This window comes from Streptomyces sp. NPDC015125 (assembly GCF_043080045.1).
Classification (GTDB): Bacteria; Actinomycetota; Actinomycetes; order Streptomycetales; family Streptomycetaceae; genus Streptomyces.
In genome coordinates this window covers 40,983-57,592 of sequence record NZ_JBIBVF010000017.1, presented here as the reverse complement: position 1 = coordinate 57,592, position 16,610 = coordinate 40,983, and the positions used below count along the sequence as shown (strand labels likewise).

Annotated in this window: 13 protein-coding genes; 4 read left to right on the top strand and 9 right to left on the bottom strand. The window is 72.0% G+C overall.

Annotated elements, in window-relative coordinates; all coding sequences use genetic code 11:
- Positions 1–42: 42 nt before the first annotated feature.
- Both ACF088_RS28515 and ACF088_RS28510 read right to left on the bottom strand, forming a co-directional pair.
- A complete protein-coding gene (locus tag ACF088_RS28515) occupies positions 43–2,169 on the bottom strand; it encodes a 3-hydroxyacyl-CoA dehydrogenase NAD-binding domain-containing protein (RefSeq protein WP_392378820.1) in 2,127 nt (708 codons plus the stop codon).
- A 2-nt stretch (positions 2,170–2,171) separates the two neighbouring features.
- Entirely contained in the window at positions 2,172–3,398 is a 1,227-nt protein-coding gene (locus ACF088_RS28510; protein ID WP_392378718.1) for a thiolase family protein, read from the bottom strand.
- A gap of 247 nt (positions 3,399–3,645) precedes the next feature.
- On the opposite strand from ACF088_RS28510, the gene ACF088_RS28505 reads away from it, so the two are divergent.
- On the top strand, positions 3,646–4,332 hold the full coding sequence (locus ACF088_RS28505; protein WP_392378717.1) for a PepSY domain-containing protein: 687 nt from the start codon (positions 3,646–3,648) through the stop codon (positions 4,330–4,332).
- Between the two features lie 122 nt (positions 4,333–4,454).
- On the opposite strand, the gene ACF088_RS28500 is transcribed toward ACF088_RS28505, so the two are convergent.
- The 3 genes from ACF088_RS28500 to ACF088_RS28490 all read right to left on the bottom strand — a co-directional run bounded on the left by ACF088_RS28500 (position 4,455) and on the right by ACF088_RS28490 (position 7,513).
- Positions 4,455–5,729: an HRDC domain-containing protein gene (locus tag ACF088_RS28500; protein WP_392378716.1), complete on the bottom strand. Its 1,275-nt coding sequence runs from the start codon at positions 5,727–5,729 to the stop codon at positions 4,455–4,457.
- 77 nt (positions 5,730–5,806) lie between these two features.
- Positions 5,807–6,469, bottom strand: a complete 663-nt coding sequence (locus ACF088_RS28495) for a response regulator transcription factor (RefSeq protein ID WP_088800537.1) — start codon at positions 6,467–6,469, stop codon at positions 5,807–5,809.
- 387 nt (positions 6,470–6,856) lie between these two features.
- Positions 6,857–7,513 (bottom strand): DUF3000 domain-containing protein, encoded by a 657-nt coding sequence (locus ACF088_RS28490; RefSeq protein WP_392378715.1) that lies wholly within the window; start codon positions 7,511–7,513, stop codon positions 6,857–6,859.
- A 147-nt stretch (positions 7,514–7,660) separates the two neighbouring features.
- Here ACF088_RS28490 and hemE point away from each other — a divergent pair, with 147 nt between their 5' ends.
- Positions 7,661–8,728 carry a uroporphyrinogen decarboxylase gene (gene hemE / locus ACF088_RS28485; protein WP_392378714.1) on the top strand — a complete coding sequence of 356 codons (1,068 nt, stop codon included), beginning with the start codon at positions 7,661–7,663 and terminating at the stop codon, positions 8,726–8,728.
- Positions 8,729–8,784: 56 nt separating this feature from the next.
- Here hemE and ACF088_RS28480 read toward each other — a convergent pair whose 3' ends face one another.
- Together ACF088_RS28480 and ACF088_RS28475 are read right to left on the bottom strand one after the other, a co-directional pair.
- The gene (locus tag ACF088_RS28480; protein WP_392378713.1) at positions 8,785–10,200 is read right to left on the bottom strand and encodes an FAD-dependent oxidoreductase; all 1,416 of its coding nucleotides are present in this window, start codon (positions 10,198–10,200) and stop codon (positions 8,785–8,787) included.
- 100 nt (positions 10,201–10,300) lie between these two features.
- Positions 10,301–11,497, bottom strand: coding sequence for a thiolase family protein (locus ACF088_RS28475; RefSeq protein WP_392378712.1), 1,197 nt, complete (start codon positions 11,495–11,497; stop codon positions 10,301–10,303).
- 194 nt (positions 11,498–11,691) lie between these two features.
- Between ACF088_RS28475 and hemG the strand changes: the two genes are divergently transcribed.
- Complete coding sequence (gene hemG, locus ACF088_RS28470; RefSeq protein ID WP_392378711.1) at positions 11,692–13,155, top strand: protoporphyrinogen oxidase; 1,464 nt, start codon at positions 11,692–11,694, stop codon at positions 13,153–13,155.
- 11 nt (positions 13,156–13,166) lie between these two features.
- A complete protein-coding gene (gene hemQ, locus ACF088_RS28465; RefSeq protein ID WP_392378710.1) occupies positions 13,167–13,919 on the top strand; it encodes a hydrogen peroxide-dependent heme synthase in 753 nt (250 codons plus the stop codon).
- 103 nt (positions 13,920–14,022) lie between these two features.
- Here the strand turns inward: hemQ and ACF088_RS28460 are convergent, their stop codons facing one another.
- Complete coding sequence (locus ACF088_RS28460) at positions 14,023–15,714, bottom strand: alpha/beta hydrolase (RefSeq protein WP_392378709.1); 1,692 nt, start codon at positions 15,712–15,714, stop codon at positions 14,023–14,025.
- An 84-nt stretch (positions 15,715–15,798) separates the two neighbouring features.
- The gene (locus ACF088_RS28455) at positions 15,799–16,575 is read right to left on the bottom strand and encodes a TIGR04222 domain-containing membrane protein (protein WP_392378708.1); all 777 of its coding nucleotides are present in this window, start codon (positions 16,573–16,575) and stop codon (positions 15,799–15,801) included.
- Between the last annotated feature and the right edge of the window lie 35 nt (positions 16,576–16,610).

The window sequence follows — 16,610 nt, the reverse complement described above, 5'->3', positions numbered from 1 at the left end:
GGCTCCACCGAGCCGGCCCGCGCCTTGGTGATCAGTGCGTCCCTACGCGGGAACGCTCGCGATGCCGGGGGCCAGGAACTTCTTGCCCCGCACCCGCTCGGAGACGCCCGCGCGGTCCAGGTACGGCGTGATGCCGCCCAGGTGGAAGGGCCAGCCGGCACCGGTGATCAGGCACAGGTCGATGTCCTGCGCCTCGGCGACGACGCCCTCGTCCAGCATCAGGCCGATCTCCTGTGCCACCGCGTCCAGGACCCGGTCGCGGACCTGGTCCTCCGTCAGCACCGAGTCGCCCTGCTTGAGGAGCGCGGCGACCTCGGGGTCCAGCTCCGGCTTGCCGGAGTCGTAGACGTAGAAGCCGCGCTTGCCGGCCGCGACGACGGCCTTCAGGTTGGGGGAGACCGTGAAGCGCTCCGGGAAGGAGCGGTTGAGCGTCTCGGAGACGTGCAGACCGATCGCCGGGCCGACCAGCTCCAGCAGCACCAGCGGCGACATCGGCAGACCGAGCGGCTCGATCGCCTTCTCCGCCGTCTCGACCGGGGTGCCCTCGTCGATGACGTTCTGGATCTCACCCATGAAGCGGGTCAGGATGCGGTTGACGACGAACGCCGGGGCGTCCTTCACCAGCACCGCGGTCTTCTTCAGCTTCTTGGCGACACCGAAGGCCGTGGCCAGCGAGGCGTCATCGGTCTTCTCGCCGCGGACGATCTCCAGCAGCGGCAGGATCGCGACCGGGTTGAAGAAGTGGAAGCCGACGACCCGCTCGGGGTGCTTCAGCTTCGACGCCATCTCGGAGACGGACAGCGAGGAGGTGTTGGTGGCGAGGATGGCGTGCGCCGGGGCGACGGCCTCCACCTCCGCGAACACCTGCTGCTTGACGCCGATCTCCTCGAAGACGGCCTCGATGATGAAGTCGGCGTCGGAGAAGCCCTCGGCCTTGTCGAGGACACCGGAGACCAGGGCCTTGAGGCGGTTGGCCTTGTCCTGGTTGATCCGGCCCTTGCCGAGCAGCTTGTCGATCTCGGCGTGGACGTAGCCCACACCCTTGTCGACGCGCTCCTGGTCGATGTCGGTCAGCACGACCGGCACCTCCAGACGGCGCAGGAACAGCAGGGCCAGCTGCGAGGCCATCAGACCGGCGCCGACGACACCGACCTTGCCGACCGGACGCGCCAGGTTCTTGTCCGGTGCACCGGCGGGCCGCTTGGCACGCTTTTGCACCAGGTTGAACGAGTAGATGCCGGCGCGGAGTTCGCCACCCATGATCAGGTCCGCCAGGGCCTGGTCCTCGGCGTCGAAACCGGCCTGCAGGTCACCGCTCTTGGCGGCGGCGATGATGTCCAGCGCGCGGTAGGCGGCCGGGGCGGCGCCGTGCACCTTGCCGTCGGCGATGAACTTGCCCTTGGCGACGGCCTGGTCCCAGGCCTCACCGCGGTCGACCTCGGCACGCTCGACGGCCACGTCGCCCTTGAGGACGTTCGCGGTCCAGATCAGCGACTGCTCCAGGAAGTCCGCGCCCTCGAAGATCGCGTCCGCGATGCCGAGGTCGAAGACCTGCTGGCCCTTGAGCTGCTTGTTCTGGTTGAGCGAGTTCTCGATGATGACCGAGACGGCCTTGTCGGCGCCGATGAGGTTCGGCAGCAGCGCACAGCCGCCCCAGCCCGGGACGAGACCGAGGAAGACCTCGGGCAGCGAGAAGGCGGGCAGGGCCTTGGAGACGGTGCGGTAGGAGCAGTGCAGACCGACCTCGACGCCACCGCCCATCGCGGCACCGTTGTAGTACGCGAAGGTCGGTACGGCGAGCTTCGAGAGCCGCTTGAAGACCTCGTGGCCGCCCTTGCCGATGGCCAGCGCGTCCTCGTGCCGCCCCAGCAGCTCGACGCCCTTGAGGTCGGCGCCGACGGCGAAGATGAACGGCTTGCCGGTGACGCCGACGCCGACGATGTCGCCGTCCGCGGCCTCCTTCTCGACCTGGTCGATCGCGGCGTTGAGGTTCGCCAGCGAGCCGGGACCGAAGGTGGTCGGCTTGGTGTGGTCGAAGCCGTTGTCCAGCGTGATCAGCGCGAACTTGCCCGCGCCGTACGGCAGGTCGAGGTGGCGGACGTGCGCCGACGTGACGACCTCGTCCGGGAACAGCTCGGCCGCACCCTTCAGAAGCTCGGTGGTGGTGATGCTCACTTGCTGCCTCCGGCGTCCTTGTGGTTCGGGTTCTCCCAGATGACCGTGGCGCCCATGCCGAAGCCGACGCACATGGTGGTCAGGCCGTAGCGGACCTCCGGCTGCTCCTCGAACTGCCGGGCCAGCTGGGTCATCAGCCGGACGCCGGAGGAGGCCAGCGGGTGGCCGAAGGCGATGGCGCCGCCGTACTGGTTGACGCGCGCGTCGTCGTCGGCGATGCCGTAGTGGTCGAGGAAGGCGAGCACCTGCACGGCGAACGCCTCGTTGACCTCGAACAGGCCGATGTCACCGATGCCCAGGCCCGCCTTGGCAAGCGCCTTCTCGGTGGCCGGGATCGGGCCGTAGCCCATGACCTCGGGCTCGACGCCCGCGAAGGCGTAGGAGACCAGGCGCATCTTGACCGGGAGGTCGTGCTCCCGCGCGAAGTCCTCGGAGGCGAGGATCGAGGCGGTGGCGCCGTCGTTGAGCCCCGCGGCGTTACCGGCGGTGACGCGGCCGTGCGTACGGAACGGCGTCTTCAGGCCGGCGAGGTTCTCCAGGGTCGTCCCCGGGCGCATCGGCTCGTCGGCGGTCACCAGGCCCCAGCCGGTCTCGCCGATCTCCGCGTTGGTGTTGCGCACCGAGACCGGCACCAGGTCCTGCTGGATCTTGCCGTTCGCGTACGCCTTCGCCGCCTTCTCCTGCGAGCGCACGGCGTATTCGTCGGCGCGCTGCTTGGTGATGTGCGGGTAGCGGTCGTGGAGGTTCTCCGCGGTCATGCCCATGAACAGCGCGGACTGGTCGACGAGCTTCTCGCTCACGAACCGCGGGTTGGGGTCGACGGCCTCGCCCATGGGGTGGCGCCCCATGTGCTCGACACCGCCGGCGATGACGGCGTCGTAGGCACCGAAGGCGATGGAACCCGCGGTGGCGGTCACGGCGGTCAGCGCACCGGCACACATGCGGTCGATGGAGTAACCGGGCACGGACTGCGGGAGCCCGGCGAGGATGCCGGCGGTCCGGCCGAGGGTCAGCCCCTGGTCACCGATCTGGGTGGTGGCGGCGATGGCGACCTCGTCGATCTTCGCGGGGTCCAGGTCCGGGTTGCGGCGCAGCAGCTCCCGGATGGCCTTCACGACGAGATCGTCGGCGCGGGTCTCGTGGTAGATGCCCTTCGGGCCCGCCTTGCCGAACGGGGTGCGGACGCCGTCGACGAAGACGACGTCCCTAGCGGTACGAGGCACGTTGGCTCTCCTCCAGGTGCGGGATGGCACTGCTGCGGGGCGCCCCGGGGGACGCTTCACACCGACATGCTACTTACGGGTAACCAGACTGCACACCCCCACCGCCCGGAGCGGTGAACGTCACACCGGGCGGAGGGGGCGCTCGCCGGGTGACGGCATGGCAAGTGGCGGAACAGGATGATCGAAAACGGCCGAATGCGGTCGGGTCTTGGCGCAATTCATCCCATCACACACCTAAAGTGCCCATATGGAGACGAATATGAGTGGTGTCGTGACCCGGTGCGGGCGCCCGGCGGGGCCGCGCGCGATCGGTCTGGTCTGCGCCGTCGCCGCCGCGGGCGCGCTGCTGTCGGGCTGCGGGAACAGCGACAAGGCCCCCCAGAAGGACGCCGGCCCCCCGCGGGCGGTGCCCGCCTCCGCCCCCGCCTCCCCGAGCAGCTCGCTCAACTCGGACCAGGCCCAGCGAAAGGCCCTGATTCCCAAGGCCAAGGTGGGGTACGAGCAGGCCCTGAAGGCGGCGGTCGCGGCCGTCCCCTCCTCGAAGCCGATCGCCGCGGAGCTCAAGGGCTCACCCACCAGCCCCTACTGGAACACCGCGGTCGCGACCGCCGACGGAACGGTGCACGACGGCCGCGTCGATGCGGTCTCCGGAAAGCTGACGCAGTCGCGCACCGAGTCGGACGACTCCGGCGACAAACAGCATCTCGCCGGCCAGCTGTCCAAGGCCAAGGTCACGGCCCAGCAGGCTGCGCAGACGGCCACCGAAAAGACGAAGGGAGCCGTCACCACCATCGAACTCGGCAACGCCGAGAACGGGAGCGACGCGGTGGCCTGGACCGTGGGCGTCGTGACCCCCGCCGACTGGAACCAGACGACCTACGGGATCGACGCGACCAACCGCAAGGTCCTGTGGACGCACACCAATAACGACTAGCGGGACCCGGGAGTGTGCCGACACCCCTCGGGGATGCCGGCACACTCCCTTCCGGCGCACGAGGCGCACGGAACGGATGACGGCAGGCGGCGCGGCGCACACCAGGCCCGTGCCGCCTGCGGTCAGTCGGCGTCCGTCGCCAGCGCCTCGGTGAGGATCGGTGCGACCTGCTCGATCTGCCAGGGGCGGGCGCCATGGCCCTTCAGCACCTCGGCGACCGACTCCTGGCTCGGCTCGCCCGGCGGCTCCCAGCACAGCCGGCGCACCGTGTCCGGCGTGATCAGGTTCTCCTGCGGGAGATTCAGGTTCTCGGCGAGCGCGGTGACCGCCGCGCGGGCGGCCGACAGCCGGGCCGCGGCGGCCGGGTCCTTGTCGGCCCAGGAGCGGGGCGGCGGCGGCCCGTTGAGCGGCTGGCCGGGCTGCGGCAGCTCGTTCTCGGCCAGGGTGCGGGCGCGGTCGACGGCGGCCTGCCACTGCTCCAGCTGTCGGCGGCCCATACGGTGGCCGAAGCCGGGCAGCGCGGCCAGGGCCTGGCTGTTCGGCGGCAGATTCAGTGCCGCCTCCACGATCGCGGCGTCCCCGAGCACCTTGCCGGGGGAGACGTCGCGGCGCTGGGCCACCTGGTCACGGGCCGTCCACAGCTCCCGTACGACCGCCATCTGACGGCGTCGCCGGACCTTGTGCATGCCGGAGGTGCGGCGCCAGGGGTCCTTGCGGGGCGGCGGCGGGGGAGCGGCGGCGATCGCCGCGAATTCCTGCCGGGCCCACTCCAGTTTCCCCTGCTGCTCCAGCTCTTCCTCCAGCGCGTCGCGCAGATCCACCAGCAGCTCGACATCGAGCGCGGCATAGCGCAGCCACGGCTCGGGCAGCGGGCGGGTGGACCAGTCGACGGCGGAATGCCCCTTCTCCAGAGCGAAGCCGAGAACGTTCTCGACCATGGCCCCCAGGCCGACCCGGGCGAAGCCGGCCAGCCGTCCGGCCAGCTCGGTGTCGAACAGCCGGGTGGGGATCATCCCTATGTCCCGCAGGCACGGCAGGTCCTGGGTGGCTGCGTGCAGCACCCACTCGGCGTCGCCGATCGCCTCCCCCAGCGCCGACAGGTCGGGGCAGCCGACCGGATCGATCAGCGCACTGCCGGCGCCTTCGCGGCGCAGCTGTACGAGGTAGGCGCGCTGGCCGTAGCGGTAGCCCGAGGCTCGCTCGGCGTCGACGGCCACCGGGCCCGTGCCGGCCGCGAAGGCTGCCACGATCTCGGAGAGCGCCTCGTCGGTGGCGGTCACCGGGGGGATGCCCTCTCGGGGCTCCAGGAGAGGGACCGGCGCCGGTCGGGAATCCGGAGGCGAGTCTCCGGGTGCTCGCAGTGTCATGTCTGCTGCGGTCTTTTGGGCGTCGGTCACCAGTCAAGGGTATCTGTGTATGCACGTCGCCCGTCGAGGGAACGTTCCCTCGACGGGCGAGCAGGTCGGATGAACGGTCAGTGAATGATGCCGGTGCGCAGTGCGACCGCCACCATTCCGGCCCGGTCACCGGTACCGAGCTTGCGGGCGATACGGGCCAGGTGGCTCTTCACGGTCAGCGCCGACAGCCCCATCGAGACGCCGATGGCCTTGTTGGACTGGCCCTCCGCCACCAGCCGCAACACCTCGACCTCGCGGCCCGACAGTTCGCGGTAGCCGCCGGGGTGGCCGGGGGCGCCCGGAGGGCGGCGCTGCATTCGGGCCGCGGTGGCGCCGATGGGCGAGGTGCCCGGACGGCCGGGAAGGCCCAGGTTGGTGCGGGTGCCGGTGACGACATAGCCCTTGACGCCGCCGGCCAGGGCGTTGCGCACGGCGCCGATGTCGTCGGCCGCGGACAGCGCGAGGCCGTTGGGCCAGCCCGCCGCCCGGGTCTCGGACAGCAGGGTGAGGCCGGAGCCGTCGGGAAGGTGGACGTCGGCAACGCAGATGTCGCGCGGGTTGCCGACGCGGGGACGGGCCTCCGCGATGGACGACGCCTCGATCACGTCACGTACTCCGAGGGCCCACAGATGGCGGGTGACGGTGGAGCGGACGCGAGGGTCGGCCACGACGACCATGGCCGTCGGCTTGTTCGGGCGGTAGGCGACCAGGCTCGAAGGTTGCTCGAGGAGAACAGACACCGGGCCTCCTGGGGGGAGTGGCGGGGGACGGAAGCCGGCTGGGGGAAGCCGGAATAATCCGTGTTTGAAGGGTCACTGACCTCTTCGGCAGCAATCCGGCGGGACTTTAGACTTTGATCACGATTTAGTTAGGGGCAATTCGGGCAAATCGGATGGGTGATCGATCAGAGGTGGGCACCGGGTGTGCATCGAGATGATCAAAGCCGTACGCAATGCCACCCGGATTCCCGCAGGAGGCGGCGGCACGGTGATCACGGCGCCGGCCGCGCGCGGGCGCACCCCGGGGCGGCACGGTGATCACGGCGCCGGCAGCGCGCGGGGCGCACCCCGGGACCGGCTCTGCGCATACGTGCTCACCGAGGCCGGGAAACAGTGGAAAAGGGCAGCTCAGCGGGGCTTTGCGCCGCGGCGCTGCGGCAGCGGGACGATCCCGCCGCGCGGCGCCATATCGGGCGTGGCCGGCGGCAGGCCCGCCACCTGGCAGAGCAGATCGCACCACGCCGACAGATGCACCGCCAGCTCCGGCACCCCGCCGGGGCCCTCGGCCGGTGTCCACGACGCCCGGATCTCGATCTGCGTGGCGGGCTCGCGCGCCGCGAGCCCGCCGAAGTAGTGCGAGCCGGCTCGGGTCACCGTGCCGCTCGGTGCGCCGTAGCGCACCCCGCGCGCATCCAGCGCACCGGTGAGCCAGGACCAGGACACCTCCGGCAGCAGCGGATCGGCGCCCATCTCCGGCTCCAGCTCCGCACGCGCCAGCGTCACCACCCGGAAGGTGCCCTGCCAGGTGTCGTCCCCGGCCGGGTTGTGCAGTACCACCAGCCGGCCGTCCGCCAGATCCTTGTCCTCGCCGTCCGGACCCGAGCCGCGTTCGACGACCGCCGCCTCCAGTGCATACGCATACGGGGCGAGCCGTTTGGGAGCGGGCGTCGGATCGATCTCGATCTCCGGCCGCAGTCGTGCCGCGCGGAGCGCTTCGACCGCCTGACGGAAGGGGATCGGGGCCTCGTCCGCGCCGTCCGCGAGGTGTTCGTGAGCCGCAGCCATGCCCGGAAGATTAGGCGGAACCGGGCCCGCATACGGGGAGGACACCCGGTGCGCGCGTCGCCCATTCGGAGGCGCCCCCGGGCGCATGCGGAGATATCGGCCACCTGGCCCCTTCGGCGTGCCGCCGGTCGTGCGAAGATTTGGGGCGTGAGCGCCAACGATTGCCCCACGGGCCAGCAGCAGACCGGTACACACGACTCGGCTTTCCTCAAGGCGTGCCGGCGTGAGCCGGTGCCGCACACCCCGGTGTGGTTCATGCGCCAGGCCGGGCGCTCACTGCCCGAGTACCGCAAGGTCCGCGAGGGCATCGCGATGCTGGACTCCTGCATGCGGCCCGATCTCGTCACCGAGATCACGCTGCAGCCCGTGCGCCGCCACAACGTCGACGCCGCCATCTACTTCAGCGACATCGTCGTCCCCCTCAAGGCCCTCGGCATCGACCTCGACATCAAGCCCGGCGTGGGCCCGGTCGTCGAGAACCCGATCCGCACCCGCGCCGACCTGGCGCAGCTGCGCGCCCTGGAGCCCGGCGACGTCTCGTACGTCACCGAGGCCATCGGCATGCTCGTCCGCGAGCTGGGCGCAACGCCCCTGATCGGCTTCGCCGGTGCGCCCTTCACGCTCGCCAGCTACCTCGTCGAGGGCGGTCCGTCCCGTAACCACGAGCGCACCAAGGCCCTCATGTACGGCGACCCGCAGCTGTGGGCCGACCTGCTGGACCGGCTCGCCGACATCACCGCCGCCTTCCTCAAGGTCCAGATCGAGGCCGGGGCGAGCGCCGTCCAGCTCTTCGACTCCTGGGTCGGGGCGCTCTCGCCGGCCGACTACCGCCGCTCGGTGATGCCCGCCTCCGCCAAGGTCTTCCGGGCGGTCGAGGGCCTCGGCGTGCCGCGTATCCACTTCGGCGTCGGCACCGGCGAACTCCTCGGGCTGATGGGCGAGGCGGGCGCGGATGTCGTCGGCGTCGACTGGCGGGTCCCGATGGACGAGGCGGCCCGCCGCGTCGGTACCGGCAAGGCGCTGCAGGGCAATATCGATCCGGCCGTGCTCTTCGCGCCCCGTGAGGCCGTCGAGACCAAGGCCCGCGAGGTCCTCGACGCGGCCGCCGACCTGGACGGCCACATCTTCAACCTCGGCCACGGTGTCCTGCCCTCCACCGACCCGGACGCGCTGACCCGCCTCGTCGAGTACGTCCACACGCAGACGGCGCGCTGAGCGGACCGCGGAAGGACGGCGACGGAGCCGGGGCCGGCGGGTCGGTGCCCGCGGTGTCAGGCCCCGGCGTCCCGTACGGCACCGACGGCCTTGCGGGCCGCTACCAGGACGGGGTCCCAGACCGGGGAGAACGGCGGGGCATAGCCGAGGTCGAGCGCGGTCACCTGCTCCACCGTCATGCCGGCCGTCAGCGCGACCGCCGCGATGTCCACCCGCTTGCCGGCGCCTTCGCGGCCGACGATCTGCACCCCCAGCAGCCGGCCCGTACGGCGCTCGGCGAGCATCTTGACGTGCATCGGGCGGGCGCCGGGGTAGTAGCCGGCGCGGTTGGTGGCCTCGACGGTCACCGTGACGAAGCGCAGACCGGCGGCGCGCGCCTCGCGCTCCAGCAGCCCCGTCCGGGCGATCTCCAGATCGCAGACCTTGCTGACGGCCGTGCCGACGACACCGGGGAAGGTCGCATAGCCGCCGCCCGCATTGGTGCCGATGACCTGCCCGTGCTTGTTGGCGTGGGTGCCCAGCGCGATATGGCGCAGCTGCCCGGAGACCAGGTCCCGGACCTCGACGCAGTCGCCGCCCGCCCAGATGTGGTCGTGGCCCCGCACCCGCATGGCGAGGTCGGTGAGCAGTCCGCCGGACGCGCCCAGCGGCAGATCGGCCGCGGCGGCGAGCGTGGTCTCGGGGCGTACGCCCAGGCCCAGCACGACCACATCCGCCGGGTACTCGGCGTCCTCGGTGGTGACCGCGCGGGCCCGGCCTCCCGGGCCTCCCCGGCCTGGCCCGGAGGGACCGCCCTCGTCGGTCAGCACACCGGTGACGGTCGCCCCGCGCACCGTCTCGATGCCCCTCGCACACATCGCCTCATGGACGAGTGCGCCCATGTCCGGGTCGAGGGTGGACATCGGCTGTGCGCTCTGCTCCAGGACGGTGACCTGGTAGCCGCGGTGGATCAGTGCCTCGGCCATCTCCACACCGATGTAACCGGCGCCGACGACGACCGCCCGCCGGCCCGGGGAGGCGTCCAGGGTGTCCAGCAGGGCCCTGCCGTCGTCCAGTGTCTGCACGCCGTGCACGCCGGGCGCGTCGATGCCCGGCAGAGCGGGCCGGCGCGGGCGCGCGCCGGTCGCCAGCACCAGCTTGTCGAAGCCGGTCCATGATTCCCGGCCGCCGTGGTCCAGCTCCCGGGTACGCACCCGGCCGCGGTCCAGGTCGAGTTCGGTGACCTCGCAGCGCATCCGCAGATCGATGTCCCGGGCGCGGTGCTCCTCGGCCGTCCGGGCGATCAGCGCATCCGGGCCGTCGACCTCGCCGCCCACCCAGTACGGGATACCGCAGGCGGAGTACGAGGTGAAATGGCTGCGCTCGAACGCGGTGATCGCCAGCTCGGCCGGCTTCCGCAGCCGGCGTGCCTGCGATGCGGCGGCCATCCCCGCCGCATCGCCCCCGACGATGACCAGGTGCTCCGCTGCCATGCCGTGTGCCCCTTCGTCGAGTGCCGGCACCGCTGCGCCGCTTGCGCGCGGTGCTGCCCGCTTCCGCCGGCCAGGTAAGGGCCGGCCCGCGCCGCGGTCCTCAGCGCTCCAGGACCAGCGCGAGCCCCTGCCCCACGCCGATGCACAGCGCGGCGAGCCCCGTACCCGACCCCAGAGCGGCGAGTTGGTGGGCCACCGACCCCGCGAGACGGGCACCGGAGGCACCCAGCGGGTGGCCGATGGCAATGGCGCCGCCGCGCGGATTGACCACGGCGGGGTCCAGTTCCGGCCACTGCCCGATGCAGCCCAACGCCTGGGCCGCGAACGCCTCGTTGAGCTCGAACGTCGCCACCTCGGCGAAGCCGCGCCCGGACCGCTCCAGCGCCCGCCGTACCGCCTCCACCGGCCCCAGGCCGAACAGCTGCGGCTCGATGCCGGTCACCGCGCTCGCACGGATACGGGCCAGCGGTTCGCGTCCGGTGGCCCGCAGGCCCTCCTCGTCCACCAGCAGCAGGGCCGCCGCACCGTCGTTGAGCGGCGAGGAATTCCCGGCGGTGACCGTGCCCCCGGCCGTACGGAACACCGGCTTCAGCTTGGACAGCGACTCCAGGGAGGACGCCTCCCGGATCGTCTCGTCCCGCAGCAGGTCCACCTCCGGCAGCGGCACGACCTCCCCGTCGTAGGCGCCCTCCCGCCAGGCCCGCACCGCCTTTTGGTGGCTGGCCAGCGCAAAGACGTCCTGCTGCTCGCGGGTGATGCCGTGCCGGTCGGCGATCAGCTCGGCGCCCTCGCCCAGCGCCACCGTCCACTCCGGGGCCATCCGCGGATTGACCATCCGCCAGCCCAGGGTCGAGGAGAACATCTCCTGATGGCCCGCCGGGAAGGCGCGTTCGGGCTTGCGCAGCACATAGGGCGCACGGCTCATCGACTCCACACCACCCGCCACCGCGATATGCGCATCGCCGTGCGCAATGGCCCGCGCCGCCTGGATGACCGCCTCCAGACCGGACCCGCACAGCCGGTTCACGGTCACCCCGGGGACGGTCACCGGCAGCCCGGCCAGCAGCACCGCCATCCGCGCCACATTGCGGTTGTCCTCGCCCGCGCCGTTCGCATCGCCGAAACAGACGTCGTCGATCCGCGCCGGGTCGAGGTCCGGTGTGCGGTCCACCAGGGCCTTGACCACATGGGCGGCGAGATCGTCCGGCCGGACCTCGGCCAGCGCGCCGCCGTACTTGCCGACAGGGGTCCGTACGGCATCGACGATGTACACATCCCGTACGCGTGGGTCGGTCATCAGGCGCTGTCCTCGCTGTCCCGGCTCGACGGTCGGCGGACGGTACGAAGATCGCCGGCCGCCGACCACGAGTCTTTGCCCGCCGCTGCCCGCTGTCAACGGGGGCTCCAGGACACCGTGCCCGGCCGCCTTGGACGCTGTCGGGCGCGTGATCCTGCCCCGGCCCCGTCGGCGCGCTCTGAGAGAGTGGGGGCATGAGCGCAGCGCACACCCGTACGGGCCGGGGGCCCGCCGGCACCGGTCATGTGGTCGTCATCGGCGGAGGCATCTCCGGGCTGGCGGCGGCGCACCGTCTGCTCGAAGGCGGCGCCCGGGTGACCGTCCTGGAAGCGACGGCCCGGCTCGGCGGCAAGCTGCAGGCAGGAGAGGTCGCGGGCGTCCCGGTCGATCTGGGCGCCGAATCGATGCTGGCCAGGCGGCCGGAGGCGGTGGATCTCGCGCGCGCCGTCGGAATCGGCGACCGGCTGCAGCCGCCCGCCACGGCCGGTGCGTCCCTGTGGACGCGCGGCGCGCTGCGCCCGATGCCCACGGGCCATGTCATGGGCGTCCCCGGGGACCCCGGTCCGCTCGCCGCCTCCGGTGTGCTCTCCCCGGAGGGGCTCGCCCGTATCGACGAGGATGCCCGGCTCCCGCGCACCGAGGTCGGCGAGGACGTCGCCGTCGGCACCTATGTCGCCCGGCGCCTGGGCCGCGAGGTCGTCGACCGGCTCGTGGAGCCCCTCCTCGGCGGGGTGTACGCGGGTGATGCGTACCGGATCTCGATGCGCGCCGCCGTACCCCCGCTGTTCGAGGCCGCGCGGACGCACCGTTCGCTGCTCGACGGCGTGCGGGGCATCCAGGCGCGGTCCGCCGCCACCGTCCACCAGACCGGGGCCGCCGCGGCCGGCCCCGTCTTCATGGGCATCGAGGGCGGCATCGGGACGCTGCCGGGCGCGGTGGCCGATGCCGTACGGGCCAAGGGCGGTGAGATCCGTACGGGCACGCCCGTCACCGCGCTGCGGCGGACCGTTGACGGCTGGCAGCTCGACCTCGACGGCGCCGCGCTCACCGCCGACGCCGTCGTCCTCGCCACCCCCGCGCAGGCCACGGCCCGCCTCCTGGCCCCCGTCTGCCGGCCCGCCGCCGCCGAGCTGGGCTCCGTCGAGTACGCCTCCATGGCCCTGGTGACCATGGCCTTCCGCCGCGCCGACGTCGAAGGGCGGCTGACCGGCAGCGGCTTCCTCGTCCCGCCCGTGGACGGCCGCAAGATCAAGGCGTCCACCTTCTCCGGCAACAAGTGGGGCTGGTCCGGCAGCTTCGACCCGGACCTCTTCGTGCTGCGCACCTCGATCGGCCGCTACGGCGACGAGGAGGATCTGGCGCGTGACGACTCCGAACTGGTCGGCTTCTCGCGGGCGGACCTGCGCGAGGCGGTCGGGCTGACCGCCGCGCCGGTCGCCTCGCGGGTCACCCGCTGGGACGGCGGACTGCCCCAGTACCCGGTCGGCCACCTGGAGCGGGTGGCCCGCATCCAGGACGCCGTGGCGCAGCTGCCGGGCCTGCGGGTGTGCGGCGCGCTCTACGGGGGCGTCGGCATCCCGGCCTGTATCGCCTCGGGCCGCACGGCAGCCGACGACATCCTCACCACCCTGCGCCCGGACTCCGTCCCGGCCGAGTGAGAATGGACGGCATGACAGACGCTTCCACTCCCGCTTCCGCGCCGCAGGCACCCGCGGCGCCCGAGAAGGTTCCGCACGCCGGCAAGAAGGCCAAGGACCTCAACGAGATCATCCGCTACACCCTCTGGTCGGTGTTCAAACTGCGCGAGGTCCTCCCGGAGGACCGCAGCGGCTACGCCGAAGAGGTCGAGGAGCTGTTCGCGCAGCTCGCGGCCAAGGACGTGGTGGTACGCGGTACCTATGACGTGTCCGGCCTGCGTGCCGATGCCGACGTCATGATCTGGTGGCACTCGGAGAGCTCGGACGCCCTCCAGGAGGCGTACAACCTCTTCCGCCGTACGCGGCTGGGCCGGGTGCTGGAGCCGGTGTGGTCGAACATGGCGCTGCACCGCCCCGCCGAGTTCAACAAGTCGCACATCCCGGCCTTCCTGGCCGACGAGCAGCCGCGCGCCTATGTGAGCGTCTACCCCTTCGTCCGCTCCTACGAGTGGTACCTCCTGCCCGACGAGGACCGCCGCCGGATGCTGGCCGACCACGGCAAGATGGCCCGGGGCTTCCCGGACGTGCGCGCCAACACCGTGCCGTCGTTCTCGCTCGGCGACTACGAGTGGGTGCTCGCGTTCGAGGCCGATGAGCTCTACCGCATCGTCGACCTGATGCGCCATCTGCGCGGCTCCGAGGCGCGGATGCACGTCCGCGAGGAGATCCCCTTCTACACCGGGCGCCGTAAGCCGGTCTCCGAGCTGGTCGCGGGTCTGGCGTAACCGGGCACGCGGCGCGTCCGGGCCGGTGGCCCGGGCCGACGCGGCCGCACACAGCACCACGGGCCGCCCCCCTCGGGGACGGCCCGTTGGCGTATGCGGTCCGCTACTTGCCCGGCACGGCGTGCTGCTGCGCCCGGGTCACCTGCTGGCCCGGCACCGGCTCGGAGCGCATCGCGCAGTACACCTTGCGCGCCGGGATCTTCCCGTGCAGCAGATAGGCCTCGACGTACTTGTTCACACAGGCGTTCTCACCGAACGCGATGCCGTGGGTGCCCGCCCCGTTCTCGGTGACCAGCGAGGAGCCGGGCAGCCGCCGCTGCAGCTCCAGCGCACCCTTGTACGGCGTCGCCGCGTCCCGCTCGGCCGCCAGCAGCAGCACCGGCGGCAGCGCGCCGGGCTCCGTGTGGACGTCGAGCGGACCGCGCTGCCCGTGGAGCACATCGTCGAGCGCGGTCGAGGTCGCATGGCGGGCGGCGTCGGCCAGGTCCCGCCCGCCGGCGTGGTGCCCGGCCTGCTCCGCGGCGGCGTCGAGCTCGGCGGTGGCCGTCCGCCACCGGTCGGGCCAGAAGGCGCAGGGCAGGTTCATCCAGGCGTTGTCCCAGGTCTCGAACGGCGCGGTCCGGGCGACCTCGGTGTTGTCCCGGTCCCAGGTCTGCCAGTCGTGCGGCCAGCGCGCGTCATTGCACTCCACGGCGGTGTAGACGGCGTTGCCGTTCTCCTCGGCCTTGACGTCGCCGGACCGCGGCATGGCCTGGGCGATCAGCGGCTTGGAGTCGCCGTGCAGATACCCCGAGAGCGCCTCGGCGCTCCGCGGCCAGAAGGCGTCGTTGTAGCCGGTCTTGAGGAACGCCGACTGCAACTGGCCGGCGCCGATCTTCCCGCCCAGCGGATGCTTGCGCAGCTTGTGCGCGGCCGAGTCGTAGGCGTGCTGCACCGCCCTCTGGGTCGTGCCGAGGTGGTAGCGGCCATGGTGCTTGGCGGTCCAGCGCAGCCAGTCGCTCCAGCGGCGCTGGAAGGCGATGTCCTGGTCGAGGTTGTTGCGGTACCAGATCTGCCGGGGCGCGGGATTGACGACACTGTCGAAGAGCATCCGCCGGACGTGGCCGGGGAAGAGCGTCGCGTAGACGGCCGCGAAGTACGTCCCGTACGAGGCGCCCATGAAGTTCAGCTTCTTCTCGCCGAGCGCGGCCCGCAGCATGTCCAGGTCGCGGGCGTTGTTGACGGAGTTGTAGTACGGCAGGTCGGCGCCGGCCCGGCGGACGCAGCCACGGGCGTACTCCCTGGCCTGGGCCAGCTTCCGGCGCTTGAAGGCCGCGTCGGGGTGCGGGCGGCTGTCGGTGGGCGCCTTGGCGAACTCCTTGGGGTCCTGGCACGACAGCGGCGCCGAGCGGCCCACACCCCGCGGCGCATAGCCCACGAAGTCGTAGACGCGGGCCAGCTTGTTCCACTTGGGGAGCCCGCCGTAGAGCGGGAACTCCATGCTGGACGCGCCCGGGCCGCCGGGGTTGAAGACCATGGAGCCCTGCCGTTCGCGGTGTGCGGTGGCCCGGACCCGGCTGACGGTGAGGTGGATCTTCTTGCCGTCGGGGCGCGCGTAGTCGAGGGGAACGGTGAGGGTGCCGCACTCGACGGATGACGGCAGGTGCTCCACCGGTGCGCAGCGGCCGAAGCCGATGCGGTGGGCAACGGGCGCGGGTGGCGTGGCGGTGGCCCCCGTGGCGCCGCCTGCCGGGGCAGTGGCGAGGGCGGTCACCAACAGCGACCCGATGGTGCCGTACAACGCAAGTGCTCTCACTGGCCGTCCCTTCGTGTGTGCATACAAAAGGGATAGTTGGGGCGGCGATTGTCGATGTAAAGCACCTGGCACCGGTGTCGGAAGCTATGCCCCGGAAGAGTGGAGCGCGGCGCGCAAGGTGGGGTCGGTGAGGGCGGTGGGGCCTCGGAGGGCGAACGAGGTGAGAGGGGGAAGGGGGGCGGGGGAGCCGGAAGTACGGGGCAGTTTCTGTTCCCCCGCCTCGGTGGCCCAGTCGCTGTACGGGTGGAGCTCGAAGCGGGCCACGGCCCAGGTGCCGAGGGTGAGGATCAGCGGGAGCGCGAACCAGCCCAGGAGCAGCCCGTTGTCCGCATCGGCCGGCGCCATCCAGGTGGCGGCGCCGGCGAACAGCGGCACCAGGAGAGCGGCGCCCTGCACCAGGCGGACGGCGGTGGCGATGCCCGGGCGGACCGCGGCGGACAGCGCCAGCCCCTCGGTCACCAGCCGGTCGGCCACCTCCCGCACCGCGGCATCCCCGGCGAGACTGTCCCGTATCTGCGGTATGCGGCGCTGCCCTTCGGGGCCGATGGCGGTCAGGGTGGCGCGCTCGACGGCGTCCTTGCCGACCGGGTCGACGACGGTGGCCCAGCCGGTGTCGGTGAGCAGCAGCCGCCGCTGCTGGGCCATCAGCACCAGGACGAGGTCGGCGAGCCGGTGCGGGCCGCCGGAGAGGTAGGCCACCTCATAGAGGGTCAGCCCGGCGCGGTCGCCCGCTGTCGAGGGCCCCGGGGCGGTCTTGGGCGACGGCCGGGTGGTGCGCGCGGCGGCGACCGCGGCACGGCACAGCAGCGCACAGGACAGCGCCGCCGCGGCCGAGGCGAGAAGGAAGAAGAAGAGCCACATGGCCGAAGGTTCTACGTGATGAGTACAAATACCGC

What these genes read in the sequence shown, in the direction of transcription:
- ACF088_RS28505 (WP_392378717.1), top strand. Translation starts at nt 3,646, where the DNA reads ATGGAGACGAATATGAGTGGTGTCGTGACCCGGTGCGGGCGCCCGGCG.
- ACF088_RS28490 (WP_392378715.1), bottom strand. Translation starts at nt 7,513, where the DNA reads ATGGCTGCGGCTCACGAACACCTCGCGGACGGCGCGGACGAGGCCCCG.
- ACF088_RS28480 (WP_392378713.1), bottom strand. Translation starts at nt 10,200, where the DNA reads ATGGCAGCGGAGCACCTGGTCATCGTCGGGGGCGATGCGGCGGGGATG.
- ACF088_RS28475 (WP_392378712.1), bottom strand. Translation starts at nt 11,497, where the DNA reads ATGACCGACCCACGCGTACGGGATGTGTACATCGTCGATGCCGTACGG.
- hemG (WP_392378711.1), top strand. Translation starts at nt 11,692, where the DNA reads ATGAGCGCAGCGCACACCCGTACGGGCCGGGGGCCCGCCGGCACCGGT.
- hemQ (WP_392378710.1), top strand. Translation starts at nt 13,167, where the DNA reads ATGACAGACGCTTCCACTCCCGCTTCCGCGCCGCAGGCACCCGCGGCG.
- ACF088_RS28455 (WP_392378708.1), bottom strand. Translation starts at nt 16,575, where the DNA reads ATGTGGCTCTTCTTCTTCCTTCTCGCCTCGGCCGCGGCGGCGCTGTCC.